The sequence below is a fragment of the Alloalcanivorax dieselolei B5 genome (assembly GCF_000300005.1).
Classification (GTDB): Bacteria; Pseudomonadota; Gammaproteobacteria; order Pseudomonadales; family Alcanivoracaceae; genus Alloalcanivorax; species Alloalcanivorax dieselolei.
Genome location: NC_018691.1, coordinates 2,366,811 through 2,381,632 on the forward strand (window position 1 = coordinate 2,366,811; position 14,822 = coordinate 2,381,632).

Genomic DNA, 14,822 nt, shown 5'->3' on the forward strand with positions numbered 1-14,822 from the left:
CCTCGGGTCGGTTGCCCGGGAGGGGCGTGCCCCTCCTTCGCGGGTCGCCTGATCGGTCTACATACGGCAGCCACGGGCGGGGTCTTCCAGTGCCCGGCTGGCGACATCGATGACCTGGTTGCGACCGTCCTTGACCTGGCGGAGATAAATGTTCTGGATTGGATGGTGGGCCTTGGAGAAAGTGACCGGCCCGCGCGGGCTGTTCAGCTTGACGCTGGCCAGCGCCGGGATCAGCGCATCCCTGTCGGTGCTGTTACCGCCGGTCTGATCCAGCGCCTGGACCAGCATCATGCCAGCGTCGTAACCCTGCACCGCATAGGTATCGAGCTTGCGCTCGTAGGCTTTGCCATAAGCTCCGCGAAAGGCGCGATCCACATCCGAATCGAGACCGTCGGCGTAGTGCAGGGTGGTGAGGATGCCCTCGGCGGCTTCGCCCTGGGCATCCAGATTGCCGTCGGTGAGGAACCCGGAACCCAGCAGTGGCACGCTGTCCTTCAAACCCACCTTGGCATAGTCGCGGACGAAGCGGACCGCGCCGGCACCGGCGAAGAAGGTGTAGACCGCATCCGGCTTGATGCTGGCGATATCCGTCAGGTAGGGCTGAAACTGCGTTTCCGGGAACGGCACGAGTATTTGTTTGACGACCTCACCGCCGGCTTTGCTGAAGGATTCCTCGAAGCCGGCGATATCTTCCTTGCCGCCGGCGTAGTTCCAGGTGATGGTCACGACTTTGCGGTGACCACGATCATAGGCCACCTTGCCCATGGGGTAGCTGTCCTGCCACATGGAAAAAGAAGTGCGGAACACGTTGGGCATGCACAGTTGCCCGGTGGCCGCGCCCAGGCCGGCATTGGGGATGATCATGATGGCACCGGTCTGCTTCGCCACTTTCAACATGCCCATGGCCACGCCGGAATGCACCGGGCCGATGACCACATCAACCTTGTCGCCCTTGACCAGGCGGCTCATGTTCTGCGGGGCCTTGGAGGCGTCGGCCTCGCTGTCGAGAACAACGTATTCCACCGGACGCCCACCCAGTTGATCACCGTTTTGTTTGATCGCCAGTTTCAGACCGTTGGTGATGGATTCACCAAGGGGAGCGTAGGTGCCTGAGTAGGGCAGCATCAGCCCGAGTTTTACCGGCGTGGCCTGTCCTGCCTCGTTTTGTTGCGCCAACAGGGGTTGGAACGAAGCCAGGAAGAAAAGCCCCAGGCCGGTCAGCAGGTGTCGGGTGTGTTTGCGTATGCGTGCGCGTTTCATTTTTTTCTCTCCTGGCAGGCCAATCCTGCTCGTTTTTTGTTGTAATGCGTTGGTTTAATGGGATCTTGAGCAGACTCTAGTAGGTCTCCACGTGATAGCGCCCAAGGCGGACCATGTCGTCGCGTAGCATGGGCCAGTCGAGTCCGTGCTTTTCCGCGATCATATGGAGCGATTCCTCGACGCCTTGCTCCATGCCTTTCAAACCGCAGATGTAAATATGGGTATGGTTGTTGCCGAGCAGCTTGCCAAGCAGGTTGCCACGTGCCTTCATCCGATGCTGGACGTATTCCTTGCCCGCATCCGGCAGCCGCGAGAACACCAGTTCCTTGTGGATCAGGCTGTCCGGCAGTTTGCTGAGGGGGCCGAAATAGGGCAGTTCGTTGGGCGTACGGGCGCCGAAGAACAGCACCAGCCGGCCGTTGGCGTCCGGCTGCTTGCGTCGCCGACGCTCGGTCATGGCGCGAAAGGGCGCCGATCCGGTGCCGGTACAAATCATGATGATGTTGGCGTCCGGGTGCTCGGGCATCAGGAAGCTGTCACCGAACGGTCCTACCACGTCCACCTCGTCGCCTTTGCTCAGATCGCAGATGAAATTGGAGGCAATGCCGCCGTCCACACGCTTTACCGTCAGCGACAGGTTGTTGTGGTTGGGGCGTTCCCCGTCACGGGGGCTGGCGACGGAATACAAGCGCATTTTGTGCGGTTTACCGGTGCTGGTCTGGCCCGGCGGCAGGATGCCCACGCTTTGCCCTTCCAGTACCGGAAAGGCGGTGGCGCCGAAATCCAGCACGATATGACGGATGTCGGATTCGGTGTCAGCGGCGGTGATGCGATAGTTACCCACCACCCTGGCGCGGGCGGGAGCGGAACGGGTGAACATGTTCAGCAACGGCTTGCCGGCGGAGTCCGGCGCGCGGGCGCGCACGCCGGCGTGGGCCTGGGCCAGCAGCTCGCGGACTTCGTCGTCATCGGCAGGTGTGTCGCTGTCACTCAGCGCTTCGGTGTTTTCTTCCGGCAGCTCATTCCACTCGAACTGCTGCTCGGTGGTAAAGGGTTCGTTGACCAGCCTCCAGTTGTCAATGGCGCCGGTGGGGCAGGGGGCGATACAGTCCATGCAGTAGTTGCACTTGTCCGCATCCACCACATAGTTGTCTTCGTTGTGAGTGACCGCATCGATCGGGCAGGTTTCCTCGCAGGTGTTGCAACGGATACAGATTTCCGGATCGATAAGGTGTTGTCGCAACAAACTCATGATGTGTCCTCTCGCTCTTGCCGCGGACGCCGCGACGCCCGCGCACCGGCAAAAATCAGCCGGCCAGACGCACGTACTCGAAGTCCCCGGGTTTGTTGTCAATGCCGACTTTGGGGGGCGCGATCCAGCTGGCGTATTCGCCGGGTTCGGTGACCGCCACCATCAGTGAGTCCAGGTACGCCAGGTCGGAAGCGGTGGGCAACCAGTTATCGCGGTTGGCTTCAAAGGTAGCCGGGTCGATCACCTCACCATCCGGGGAAACGAACAGGCCGCTGAACTCGCCGATCTGGCGATTGAAGGCGATGTGCGGCAACGACAGTTCATAATCAACACCGGCTTTCTTGATCAGCTTATTCCAGCGCTTCACGCCGCCGTCGGCGTCCTTGACGTAGTCATCACGCAACCTGGCGTTGATGGCGTTGAGGGCGGTTTCCTCCACCATTTTCAGTTCACCATCGACCACCTTGAGCACCGCGTAGGTGTCGTTGTGCAGTTGATGGTCATCGTCGATCCGGGTTTCCTGGTAGCGGCCCTTGATGCCGGCCTCATAGGCGGAGGCGGCGTTGGTGGAAACCTCATTGCCGAACAGGTCCAGCGTCACGGCAAGATGGAAATTCATCTTGCGCTGGATCATCGGCAGGTCCATGACGCCCAGCTTGCGTACCGCCTCCACGTCGGTGGGATCGGTAATTCCGACCTCGTTCATGGCTTCGCAGGTGCGTTGGATGATGCGGGAAATGCCGGATTCCCCCACGAACATGTGATGGGCTTCCTCGGTGAGCATGAAGCGGCAGGTGCGTGACAGCGGGTCGAAGCCGGACTGGGCCAGGGATTCCAGTTGCATCTTGCCGTCGCGGTCGGTGAAGAACGTGAACATGAAGAACGACAACCAATCCGGAGTCTCTTCATTGAAGGCACCGAGCATGCGCGGCTTGTCCTTGTCGCCGGAAGTGCGCTTGAGCAGATTTTCAGCCTCTTCGCGACCGTCCTTGCCGAAGTATTTGTGCAGCAGATAAACCATGGCCCAGAGATGGCGGCCTTCTTCCACGTTGACCTGGAACAGGTTGCGAAGGTCGTACAGAGAAGGCGCGGTCTTGCCGAGATGGCGCTGCTGTTCCACCGAGGCCGGTTCGGTGTCGCCCTGGATGACAACCAGGCGGCGCAGCATGGCGCGGTATTCGCCGGGCACTTCCTGCCACACCGGCTCACCCTTGTGTTTGCCGAAGGGAATGGTGCGGCCTTCCTCGGCGGGCGCCAGCAAAATGCCCCAGCGGTACTCCGGCATGTTCACGTAGCCGAATTCCGCCCAGCCCTTGGGATCCACGCCGACGGCGGTGCGCAGATACACCGGCGTGTCCTGAAAACCGTCCGGGCCCATGTCTTTCCACCAGTCGATAAAACCGGGGTGCCAGGCTTCCAGCGCTTTGCGCAGGCGGCGGTCCTCGGACAGATTGACGTTGTTGGGAATCAGATCGTCGTAGTTCACTTCCTGTTTCAAGGCGGTCATGGGTTAAATCCTCTCGAAGTTGTAGGTGGGACGAGAGCCGCTGCCGTACAGCTGCAGGGCGCCTTGCCGGCCGACGGCGTTGGGGCGCTGGAAGATCCAGTTTTGCCAGGCGGTAAGTCGCCCGAAGATACGGGTTTCCATGGTTTCCGGGCCGGTAAAGCGCAGGTTCGCTTCCATGCCGATCAGGGCGTCGGGGGAGAAACTGGATCGTTCTTCGATCAGCAGTCGCAGTTCCTCGTCCCAGTCGATGTCATCGTAGGCTTCGGTGATCAAGCCGCTGCGCAAGGCCGCCATGGCATCAAGTGATTGCCCTTGTTGCTCACGGGCCTGCTCTACGCTTTGCGGCTCGCCGTAGAACCGGGTTTCCAGCCGGGTAAGGCCGTTGCTCATGGGGAGGGCGCCGAAATTCATCGCACTCAGCTGCAATTCCGCGGCTGGGGTGTCGTCCTGCTCCCACTGGCCGTCGAGCATGAAACTGCGATCGGCGCAGAACACCAGCTCGGCGAGCAGACCGGAAAAGCAGCTGCCGGGTTCGATCAGAGCGAACAGGGTTCTGGAAGTGACATCGAGACGCTTGAGAGTGCGTTTCCAGAACAGGCGGATTTCACGCATCAGCCAGTGTTCCTGCTCCAGCAGGCTTTCATAGCCGGCGATGCGGGTGCCGTCGCCCTGGCTTTTTATCAGCCAGGTACCCATCTCCGGCTGATTGAGGCGCAAATGCAGAATGGCGTCGTCCAGGTCGCGGGCCAGCGCCAACGGCCAGAAACTGTCGCCTTGAGCCTGGGCATCCGCGACAGAAGCGGGGGCGTCCTGTTGCGGGCCGTGCACAATCAGGGTCGCGGTGCGCCGGCTGCTGTCCAACTCCACGCTGAGATGGCGGTAATGGATGCTGTGCTCGCCGATTTCCCGGTCCAGCGGTGAAAAGAGCACGCCATTGGCGTTGTCCGGACGGTCGGACCGCCGCGCCAGTTCCCGGGCACGGGCTGTTACCGCCTGATCGAATTGCGAGGCCGGCGCCAACTCGTCCACCAGCCGCCAGTCGAGAGCGCGCTGGCCGCGAACACCGTCTTCCATGCTGCAAAATATGTCGGCCCGGTCCCGGCGCACCTTGCGCTTGTCGGTGACACGGGTCAGACCGCCGGTACCCGGCAACACCGCGAGCAGAGAGACTTCCGGCAGTGACACCGTGGTGGTGCCGTCGTCGATCAGCAAAATATGGTCGGTGGCGAGGGCCAGCTCATAACCGCCGCCAGCGGCGGTGCCGTTCACCGCGCACATCCAGATCTGGCCGGATTCGGCGCTGGCTTCCTCGATGGCATTGCGGGTTTCGTTGGTGAACTTGCAGAAGTTCACCTTGTGACCGTGGCTGGCGCCGCCGAGCATGCGGATGTTGGCGCCGGCGCAGAAGATTTTTTCGTTGGCGGATGCCAGCACCACGGCTTTTACTTCCGGGTGCTCGAAACGCAGGCGCTGGACAATGTCGTTGAGTTCAATGTCCACGCCCAGGTCATAGGAGTTCATCTTCAATTGATAGCCGTCGAACAGGCCGGCGTTTTCATTCACCGCCATGGTCACATGGGCGACGGGGCCGTCGGTGGTCAGTCGCCAGTGCCGGTACTGGTCGGGGGAGGTCCGGAAGTCGATCATTTCGCTGCCTCTTCGGTTGTTGTGGGTGGCGCGGTTCCAGAGAGTCCGATGTATTCGGGAGGATCATTATCAGACCCAAATAAGAATTATAATGCATCTTGTGGAGCAATAATGAATTAAAGTGCCATTCATGGCAAGGAGTATGATTTATAGTTCCTGATTCAGGATGGAGGGGCGCCCTTCAGGACCAGGCCGCGTACCCTTGGATCGGCCACGGCCGCCGCATTGATCAGGGCGATGGACGCGCCGTCGCTGTGGAAACGCTTTCCACAACGCCACGCAGCCCAGCCCTTCATGGAGCAGCACCAGGGTGGCGGCCTGATCCGGAGGAGGGCCAAACCAGGCGGCTTCCAACCGCACACCCAAGACGGTCAACGCTGTCAGCGTCATGCCGGCACCTGTTCCCGGGCCCGCAGTTTGAAGCGCTGGATTTTACCGGTGGCGGTTTTTGGCAGCTCATCGACGAAATACACCCAGCGCGGGTATTTCCACAGCTCAATGCGTGAACGTACGAAGTCCTGCAGCTCTCGACTGAACGCTTCCTCATCGGCGACGGTGGCTTTCAATACCACATAGGCCGCCGGCTTGAGGTTTTCGGTGTCGTCGCTGCGTGCCACCACCGCCGCTTCCATGACCCCCTCGTGTTGCATCAGTGTGGACTCCACCTCGAACGGAGAGACCCAGTTGCCGCCGGACTTGAACATGTCGTCACTGCGCCCGCAGTAGTGATAGCGGCCCTGTTCGTCGCGATAATATTTGTCGCCGGTGCAGGTCCATTCGCCAACAAAGGTACGCAGACTTTTGTCCCGTTGATTCCAGTAGCCGCCGGCGGCGCTGGGGCCTTTCACCAGCATTTCGCCGATCTCATTGGCCGCTTCGATGTCGTCGCCGTTTTCATCCACCAGTTTCACCTGGTAGCCGGGTACCGGGCGGCCGGAGCAACCGTACTGAACGTCACCGGGTTGATTGGTGAGATAGATGTGCAACATCTCGGTGGAGCCGACGCCGTCGAGAATGGGAGAGCCGAAGCGCTTTTCCCAGCGTTCGCCGGTCTCTTTGGGCAGCGCCTCGCCGGCGGAAATACTGCGGCGTAATGCCTTTGATCCAGGGTGTTGCGCCAATTCAGGATCGGCCAGCAGGGCCGCGTACAGCGTTGGTACGCCGCAGAAGATAGTCGGCTGGTGCCGCTCCATGATGTCCAGCGCCGCCGCGGGTGTCGGGCGGCCGTCGTAGAGGATGGCGGTGGCGCCCACCGACAACGGAAATGTCATGCCGTTACCCAAACCGTAGGCGAAGAACAGTTTGGCGATGGAAAAAATACGGTCATGGGGCTGAATACCCAATACGCCCTTGCCGTACAGCTCGGCGGTCCAGTACAGGCTGGCGTGACGATGGGGAACGCCCTTGGGGTTGCCGGTGGAGCCGGAAGAATAGAGCCAGAAGGCAATGTCGTCGCAGGTCGTCGCGACGCTGCGGCTTTCCAGAGAGGCGCTGTCGAGCCGCTCCGCCAGAGTATCGTGGTTGGCCTCCCGGCCATTCACCACGATCACTTTTTCGAGATTGGGCAGCGCCGGGATCAACTCGGCGAATTGGGCATAAAGGGACTGCTCCACGATCAACACCTGGGCGCGGCAATCGCCGAGGATGTAATGGTATTGGTTCGGGGTCAGCAGGGTGTTCAGGCAGACCGGCACAACACCGGCTTTCAACGCGCCCCAGAAACAGGCGAGGTAGTCGGCGCTGTCGGACATGGCGAGTGCCACCCGGTCTTCCTGGCGCAGTCCCAGGGCACGGTACATGGAGGCGGCTTGGGCCACCCGTTCGGCAAGGCGCGCGTAGTTCATTTCGCCGTCGCGGTCGATGATCGCCAGATGTCCGGCGCGGCCTTCTTTCAGGTGGCGGTCGATGAAATGGTCGGCGGCGTTAAAATGGCGGGGCAGGGGCTCACAGGCGGGCTCGTGCATAGCCTTGGCTTGTGTCATGTCGGCTTCTCTCCCTTGCTGTCGAGATTGTTGTGGTTATCGATTCGGTGCTAGGTACAGCCAGTACACTGACATGTACTATAATGCATGATGCGGCAAGGGCAAGAGGCAGGAAGGGTAGGGTTATTGATTTATGATATGTATTTTGAAATATAGTGCGCTTTTTGAGATAAGGCACCCAAGGGAGGGAATGGCCGCCGTATCGTCGTCCCATCCGGCGGCCAACGGCCTTACAGATCGGCGCTTTCCAAGTCGGCGATTTCGACCACGGTTTTACCCAATCCGGTGCCGCTCAGCGCGAACTCCAGAGCCTCGGCAAACGCCTCCAGAGGAAAGGCGCGCCCCACTGGCGGTTGCAGCCGGCCCTCATCCACCCAGCTCAGCAGTTGCGCCAGATGCGCCTGACCCCGCTGTTCTTCCAACTGCAGAAACTGCCTGACATCCACGCCGATCAGTCCGGCGCCTTTCATCAGCGGCAGATTGACTCGCAACGAGGGAATCGGCCCGCCGGTAAATCCCAGCACCAGATGGCGGCCACGCCAGTGCAGCGAGCGGAAAGCCGGCTCGAACAACGGACCGCATACCGGATCGAACACCACGTCCGGTGCCACGCCACCGCAGGCGGCCCGCAGCCGGTCCCGCCAGCCGTCCGGTTCGGTATCCAGTACTTCGTCCGCGCCCAGTCCCTGGCAGAACGCCCGTTTTTCCTCGGAGGAAGCCACCGCCACCACACGGGCGCCGAGTAGCTTCGCCACCTGGACGCCCGCCGTGCCCAGACCGCCGGCGGCGCCGAACACCACCACGGTTTCCCCCGGCTGCAACGCGGCGCGGTCGACCAGTCCGTGCAGCGCGGTCAGGTAGTTGACGCGGAACCCGGCGGCTTCGGCGAACGTCATGGCATCGGGGATCCGCCGCACTTCCGCTTGCGGGGCCAGGGCGTACTCGGCCAGTCCGCCGTTGACGGTGGCCATCACCCGCTCTCCCACTGGTGATGGTTCGATGCCGTCGCCCACCGCGACGATCCGGCCCGCCACTTCGCGGCCAGGTGTGTGCGGAAGCACGGGTTTCACCTGGTAGCGACCCAGGGCGACCAGGGAATCCACGTAACCGAGCCCGCAGGTGGCGATGCGTACCAGAATCTCCCCTTCGCCGGGGGTAGGCCGCTCGGTTTCGATCAGTTGATAGTCGGTGATGGATGCCAGCGATTCGGCGATCACTTTTTGCATGGTCGGAGTTCCTGTTGTCCGGCGGCTCTGCGGCCGCGGTGAGAGTCCGGGGTGAGAGTCTGGAAGGTAAAGATGTAACGCCCGAAGAGGTCGTTGTACACGGCGGAACCGCTCCGATGCCCGGGAAAAGCAGCACGTTTTGGCCAACCGGGAAGAGTAACCCTGAAGAACGTAAAAGGACTTGACGCATTAAACGGGCGCCCCGCATAGTCCTTTGACACTAATGTCAACAATAAAGAGGTGTTCATGGCCGGGACCACAGACCATGGCGTGACCAGCGTACTGGTGGCCAATCGTGGCGAGATCGCCGTACGTATCATCCGGGCGATTCATGAGATGGGTGGGCGGGCCGTCGCGGTCTTCCCGGAGGACGACAAAGATGCGTTGCATGTTCATCGTGCCGACCAAGCGGTAGCGCTGCCGGGAACCGGGGTGGCTGCCTATCTGGATGCCGCTGCCCTGATCGAAGCCGCTGTCTCATTCGGTTGTGGCGCGATTCATCCGGGCTACGGGTTTCTCAGTGAGAACGCGGATTTCGCCCACCGTTGTGCCGAGGCCGGAGTGGTCTTCGTCGGCCCGAGTGCCGACACCCTGACCATGCTTGGTGACAAGGCACGGGCGAGGGCTTTCGCGGTGGAGCAGGGCGTTGCCGTCATGCCCGGCACCACCGGCGCCACCACGCTGGCCGAGGCGGAGGCGTTTGCCGATGAGCATGGAGCGGTGATGATCAAAGCGCTGGCCGGCGGCGGCGGGCGCGGCATGCGCGCGGTCACCGACCGCGGTGAAGTGCCCGCCGCGTTCGAGCGGTGCCGGTCCGAGGCCGGACAGGCTTTCGGCAATGATGCCCTGTACGTCGAGCGTCTGGCCCGTAACCCCCGTCATATCGAGATCCAGGTGGTGGGGGACGGTGTCAGCGTCCAGCATCTGGGTGAGCGCGACTGCAGTATCCAGCGCCGCCATCAGAAACTCATCGAAATCGCTCCGAGTCCCGCGCTCGAAGCCGGCCAGCGTGACCGCATCATCGACGCGGCGCTCCAACTCGCCAGGGCCTTGAAGTATCGCGGTCTGGGAACCTTCGAATTCCTTGTCGACGGCGATGAAGTGTTCTTCATGGAAGCCAATCCGCGGCTGCAGGTGGAACATACCGTCACCGAGCAAGTTACCGGGGTTGACCTGGTGGTGGCCCAACTGCGCATCGCCAGCGGCGCGCAGTTGACGGATATCGGCCTGGCGGAACCGCCGGTGCCGCGAGGGTTCGCGATCCAGGCCCGGGTCAATCTGGAAACGCTGGACGCCGAGGGCGCGCCGCGACCGGGCAGCGGTGTGATCGACACCTTTACCTTGCCCTCCGGTCCGGGCTTGCGTGTGGATACCTATGGCTATACGGGCTACCGCGTCAGTCCCCGCTACGACTCCCTGATCGCCAAGGTCATCGGTGATGCCGAGGATTTCGGCGGTGCCGTCCGGCGAACCGCCGCGGCACTGGCGGAGTTCGGGATCACCGGCGTTCCCACCAACCTGGATTTGCTGCATGGCATTCTCACCGAGCCGGATTTCGCACGGGGACGGTTCGATACCGGGTATCTGGATTCGCATCTGCCGGCACTGCTTGAGCATCGGCGACCCGGACACCACCTGCCGACGGCGGTGAAGGCGGAGGAGAGCGTCAAAGCCCGGCCCAGGGCACTGGAAGGCGCCAGCGCCGCCCGCTCACCCCTGGGCGGCGTGCTGCTGAGTGTCGAGGTGGCCGCCGGCGATGTGGTCGCGGCGGGGGCGCCGCTTCTGGTGGTCGAGGCGATGAAGATGGAACATGTGGTCCGTGCGACCGAATCCATGCGCATCGACGCGGTCGTCGCCACGGTCGGAGACTTCGTCGACGAAGGCGATCTGCTTGCTTATGGCAGTCCAGTGGATCATACCGATGCGCCGGTCGCCGAAACGGCGGCGGAAGACTGGTCGGCGGAGGTGGCGGAGATCGAACGCCGTCGCCAACTCGCCGAGGCCATGGGCGGCACGGCGAAAGTCGAACGGCAACGGGCGGCGGGCAAGTTGACGGCACGGGAGCGCATCACCGCGCTGGCCGATCCGGACAGTTTCCGTGAGATCGGTGCCTTGACCGGTTTCGTGGACTATGTGGATGGGCACGCCGAACGTATCCTGCCGGCCAACTTCGTCGCCGGGACAGCGGCGGTGGCCGGCCGCAAGGTGGTGCTCGGCGTGGACGACTTCACCGTGCGCGGTGGTTCCGGCGATGCCGCGATCCACGACAAGCAGATCTATGCCGAGCGCTACGCACGCGAGATGCGTCTGCCGGTGGTGCGTCTGCTCGATGGCGCCAGTGGCGGCGGCAGTGTCAAGACGGCGCGCGAGAACGGCTTCACTTACATTCCGGTCAACCCGGCCTGGGACGCGGTAGTGGACAACCTCTCCCTGGTGCCGGTGGCGGCGGCGTGCCTGGGGCCGACGGTGGGGCTGGGAGCGGCGCGTCTGGTGATGTCGCATCTGGCGGTGATGGTCGAAGGGCTAGGGCAGCTGTTCACCGCGGGCCCGCCGGTGGTGCGTGGTGGCACGGGCGAGGACCTTACCAAGGAGGAGCTTGGTGGCGCCGATATACATCGCGGTACCGGCTCGGTGGAACGGATCGTGCCCGATGAGGCCGCTGCCTTCGCGGTAATCCGGACGTTCCTGGGATATTTGCCCGCCAGCGCCTTCGAGACTCCCCCGGTGGTGGCGTCGGCGGATCCGGTGGATCGTCGGGAGACGTCGCTGCTGAGTGCGATCCCGCGCAACCCGAGACACCCGTACGCCATCGGGCCGATTCTGGAAGCTATCTTCGATGCCGGCTCCGTGTTCACCTATGCCGAGTACGGGGACGGTATCGTCACCGCTCTGGCGCGGCTGGACGGGCACCCGGTCGGTGTGATCGCGTCGGATCCGATGCGGGGCGCGACCATGTCGGTGGAAGGCGCACAGGCGGTGGGCCGCCTGGTGGACCTGTGCGAGACTTTCCATTTGCCAATCGTCAGTCTCACCGATCAGGCCGGCATGACCATCGGTTCGGTGGCGGAGCGTCGCGCCACTATCCGTGCGGGAGCGCGGGCGATCGCCGCCGTCTATCAGGCGCGGGTACCGCAGGCCGAGATCATTCTGCGCCGCGTCTACGGCGTCGGCGGCGCCGGCATCATCAATCGTCACCGCGCCAGCCGCAGTTGGTCATGGCCGTCAGGCGATTGGGGATCGCTCCCGGTTCAGGGTGGCATCGAGGCGGCGTTCCGCGCTCAGATCGAAGCCAGCGATGATCCGGCCGCCACCATTGCCGAAATCGCCGCGGAGCTGAAGGCGATTTCGTCTCCGTTCCGAACCGCCGAGCACTTTGGCGCCCAGGACCTCATCGACCCTCGTGACAGCCGCGCCTTGCTGTGTGATTGGGTACGCGATGCTTATCGATTGCTGCCCGAGCAGGTTGGGCCGCCGGCGTTTGGTACGCGGCCCTGATTACAAAAACAAGGGCACAATAAAAACGGCGCGATAACAATAACTCAGACTTTGATTCGGGAGAGAAACAACGATGAACGAGACGGAACTGACCGCCTTGCTGCGGGAAGACGGCGAAATCATTACCGAACGGCTCGATCACTGGGCGAAGGTGGCCGGGGAAAGACCGTTCTTCCATTACGGCGAGGACGACGTCACCCTCACATACGCCGACTTCGGCGAACGTACCGACCACATTGCCGGTAACCTTGCCGCGCTCGGCATTGGCAAGGGAGACCGGGTCAGTGTCTTCACCCTGAATCCCATGGTGAGCGCGCTGATGATGTTCAGTATCTGGAAGGCCGGTGCCGTGTACTGTCCGGTGAACTTCAGCTACACCGGGCGCTTGCTTTCGTACCAGCTCAATGACACCGCGCCGAAACTGTTGCTGACTGATCCGGCCCTGCTGAGCGCGGTCAACCAGGTCGCCGGTGATCTGGCGGCGCCGCCCTCGGTGATCGTCTACGATCCGCCGGCCGGTGCTCACGATCATGTGAATAACCGTGACGAGGTCGATAGCCGTTTCGCCGAGTCGCCCTGGGCCTCACTCATCGCGCCGGCCGGGCGGCCGGACATTACCGTGTCCTTTGATGATCCGGCCAACGTGGTCTATACCTCCGGCACCACCGGACCGGCCAAGGGCGTGCTGCAGCCGTATCGCTGGATGGCGCAGTACACCTTCAAACTGCGGCAACCGCTGACTGCGGACGATGTGATCTACAACGATCTGCCCATGTATCACGTCGGTGGCGCCATCGCCAATGTGGCGCGTGCCGCCTGGGTGGGCTGTGAGGTGGCGGTATGGAACCGTTTCAGCCCCGGTGATTTCTGGAAACGCGTCGCCTCCCGGGGAGCGACCACGGCGATCCTGCTGGATGTGATGATCCCGTGGCTGACCAAGGCGCCGGAACGGCCGGATGACAGGCGTAATACCTTGAACAAAGTGCATATGCAGCCGTTACCCGAGCATCACGCTCTGGTGGCGCGCCGGTTCGGGCTCGATTTCGTCACCGCCGGGTTCGGGCAAACCGAATCGGGCTCGCCCCTCGGCTTGCTTTTCGAGGAGACCGCGGAAGGCGAGGGCACGCCCGCGGAGTTGTACCGGGGCCGTTCCCACGAGGAGGTCAAACAGCGGGCGGTGGCGGCGGGCATGGCGGTCCTGCCCGGCGGCGAGGACCGGCCCAGGCGGTTGATGGGACACCCGGCGCCGTTTATGGACGTGGCGGTACTGGATGAGCAGGACCAGCGGTGCGGCCCCGGCGAACCGGGCCAACTGGCGGTGCGTCCGAAGCTGCCGGGGTTGATCATGAGCGAGTATCTGGGCAAGCCGGAGGCTACCGTCGTGGCCTGGCGCAACCTGTGGTTTCACACCGGCGACGCGGCGATGCAACTGGAAGACGGCATGTTCGCCTTCCTGGATCGGCTCGGTGACCGGATCCGGGTGCGCGGCGAAAACCTGTCGTCATTCCAGGTGGAGGATTTGCTCAATCAACATGCCTCCGTGGCTCTGGCCGCGGTGTTCGCCATCGCCAGCAGCGAGGGCGATGAGGACGATGTGGTGGCTTATGTGACGGTGGAGGAGGGTGCGCGGCTGAGCGAGCAGGCATTGCACGACTTCGCCGCGGAGACCATGCCCAAATACATGCGGCCGCGTCACATTCGGTTGATCGATGAGATCCCGCGTACCCCCACCAATAAAATCGAGAAGTACAAATTGCGCGCGCGGATCCTCAAGGAACTGGGACGGGAGCCACAATAATGTCGGATCAGGCCGCGGAATCGGCTTCAGGCAAAAAACAGCCGGCCTGGGCCGCGGCGCGTCAGCGACGGGCCGGCGAGGAGCATCGCATGCGCACGGTGCTGGTGGAGGCGGCGGCACGGGCCTTTGCCCGATCCGGGTACGGCGGTACTTCCATCGGCGCGATCGCCGCCGAGGCCGAGGTCTCCCGGCCGGCGTTCTATGCCTACTTTGCTTCGAAGCGGGAGGCCTTCCTCGAAGTTGTCGCGGCGTTACGGGATGAATTTCTTGCCGCCCATGAATTCCCCGGAATTGATGATCCCTATGAACTGGGGCGGGCCGCCACCCGCGCTTTTCTTGCCGCCCATGCCGCCAACGCGGCGCTGCTCACGGTGGTGGAACATGAAGCGGAAGGGGATGAGGAAGTGCGCGCCATGCGTGACGAGATGCGGCGTCGCCCGGCCCGGCGCATGGCCCATTATGTCGAACGTCTGGTGGCGGAAGGTCGGGCCGACCCGGTGGCCGACCCGGAGTTGCTGGCGGGGGTGATGAACGCCACTTTCACCCGCTTCGCACGAGAGCTGCCCGATGATGCCGCCGCCTTCGAACAGAAGGTCGAGGAGTTCACCGCGATTTATCTGAGGCTGATCGGAGTGCGTGGATAAACACCGGTTAA

The 14,822-nt window shown here is 62.8% G+C and carries 10 protein-coding genes; 3 read left to right on the forward strand and 7 right to left on the reverse strand.

Annotated elements, in window-relative coordinates; all coding sequences use genetic code 11:
- Nucleotides 1-57 precede the first annotated feature (57 nt).
- The 7 genes from B5T_RS10660 to B5T_RS10690 form a co-directional block, all read right to left on the reverse strand.
- On the reverse strand, nucleotides 58-1,260 hold the full coding sequence (locus tag B5T_RS10660) for an ABC transporter substrate-binding protein (protein WP_014994509.1): 1,203 nt from the start codon (nucleotides 1,258-1,260) through the stop codon (nucleotides 58-60).
- A gap of 76 nt (nucleotides 1,261-1,336) precedes the next feature.
- On the reverse strand, nucleotides 1,337-2,512 hold the full coding sequence (gene boxA / locus B5T_RS10665; protein WP_014994510.1) for a benzoyl-CoA 2,3-epoxidase subunit BoxA: 1,176 nt from the start codon (nucleotides 2,510-2,512) through the stop codon (nucleotides 1,337-1,339).
- A gap of 55 nt (nucleotides 2,513-2,567) precedes the next feature.
- Entirely contained in the window at nucleotides 2,568-4,019 is a 1,452-nt protein-coding gene (boxB, locus tag B5T_RS10670; RefSeq protein WP_014994511.1) for a benzoyl-CoA 2,3-epoxidase subunit BoxB, read from the reverse strand.
- A gap of 3 nt (nucleotides 4,020-4,022) precedes the next feature.
- Nucleotides 4,023-5,666 (reverse strand): 2,3-epoxybenzoyl-CoA dihydrolase, encoded by a 1,644-nt coding sequence (boxC, locus tag B5T_RS10675; RefSeq protein ID WP_014994512.1) that lies wholly within the window; start codon nucleotides 5,664-5,666, stop codon nucleotides 4,023-4,025.
- 147 nt (nucleotides 5,667-5,813) lie between these two features.
- Nucleotides 5,814-6,056 (reverse strand): hypothetical protein, encoded by a 243-nt coding sequence (locus tag B5T_RS23510; RefSeq protein WP_014994513.1) that lies wholly within the window; start codon nucleotides 6,054-6,056, stop codon nucleotides 5,814-5,816.
- The gene (locus tag B5T_RS10685; RefSeq protein WP_014994514.1) at nucleotides 6,053-7,648 is read right to left on the reverse strand and encodes a benzoate-CoA ligase family protein; all 1,596 of its coding nucleotides are present in this window, start codon (nucleotides 7,646-7,648) and stop codon (nucleotides 6,053-6,055) included. The genes B5T_RS23510 and B5T_RS10685 overlap by 4 nt, the downstream gene beginning before the upstream one ends.
- 230 nt (nucleotides 7,649-7,878) lie before the next feature.
- A complete protein-coding gene (locus B5T_RS10690; protein ID WP_014994515.1) occupies nucleotides 7,879-8,874 on the reverse strand; it encodes an NADPH:quinone oxidoreductase family protein in 996 nt (331 codons plus the stop codon).
- Between the two features lie 246 nt (nucleotides 8,875-9,120).
- Here B5T_RS10690 and B5T_RS10695 point away from each other — a divergent pair, with 246 nt between their 5' ends.
- The 3 genes from B5T_RS10695 to B5T_RS10705 all read left to right on the forward strand — a co-directional run bounded on the left by B5T_RS10695 (nucleotide 9,121) and on the right by B5T_RS10705 (nucleotide 14,811).
- Nucleotides 9,121-12,369: a carboxyl transferase domain-containing protein gene (locus tag B5T_RS10695; RefSeq protein WP_014994516.1), complete on the forward strand. Its 3,249-nt coding sequence runs from the start codon at nucleotides 9,121-9,123 to the stop codon at nucleotides 12,367-12,369.
- A 73-nt stretch (nucleotides 12,370-12,442) separates the two neighbouring features.
- Nucleotides 12,443-14,167, forward strand: a complete 1,725-nt coding sequence (locus B5T_RS10700; RefSeq protein ID WP_014994517.1) for a class I adenylate-forming enzyme family protein — start codon at nucleotides 12,443-12,445, stop codon at nucleotides 14,165-14,167.
- On the forward strand, nucleotides 14,167-14,811 hold the full coding sequence (locus B5T_RS10705; RefSeq protein WP_014994518.1) for a TetR/AcrR family transcriptional regulator: 645 nt from the start codon (nucleotides 14,167-14,169) through the stop codon (nucleotides 14,809-14,811). The genes B5T_RS10700 and B5T_RS10705 overlap by 1 nt, the downstream gene beginning before the upstream one ends.
- Nucleotides 14,812-14,822 lie beyond the last annotated feature (11 nt).

Coding starts and splice junctions, on each gene's coding strand:
- B5T_RS23510 (WP_014994513.1), bottom strand. CDS start 6,056: ATGACGCTGACAGCGTTGACCGTCTTGGGTGTGCGGTTGGAAGCCGCC.
- boxC (WP_014994512.1), bottom strand. CDS start 5,666: ATGATCGACTTCCGGACCTCCCCCGACCAGTACCGGCACTGGCGACTG.
- B5T_RS10685 (WP_014994514.1), bottom strand. CDS start 7,648: ATGACACAAGCCAAGGCTATGCACGAGCCCGCCTGTGAGCCCCTGCCC.
- boxA (WP_014994510.1), bottom strand. CDS start 2,512: ATGAGTTTGTTGCGACAACACCTTATCGATCCGGAAATCTGTATCCGT.
- B5T_RS10695 (WP_014994516.1), top strand. CDS start 9,121: ATGGCCGGGACCACAGACCATGGCGTGACCAGCGTACTGGTGGCCAAT.
- B5T_RS10705 (WP_014994518.1), top strand. CDS start 14,167: ATGTCGGATCAGGCCGCGGAATCGGCTTCAGGCAAAAAACAGCCGGCC.
- B5T_RS10690 (WP_014994515.1), bottom strand. CDS start 8,874: ATGCAAAAAGTGATCGCCGAATCGCTGGCATCCATCACCGACTATCAA.
- boxB (WP_014994511.1), bottom strand. CDS start 4,019: ATGACCGCCTTGAAACAGGAAGTGAACTACGACGATCTGATTCCCAAC.
- B5T_RS10660 (WP_014994509.1), bottom strand. CDS start 1,260: ATGAAACGCGCACGCATACGCAAACACACCCGACACCTGCTGACCGGC.
- B5T_RS10700 (WP_014994517.1), top strand. CDS start 12,443: ATGAACGAGACGGAACTGACCGCCTTGCTGCGGGAAGACGGCGAAATC.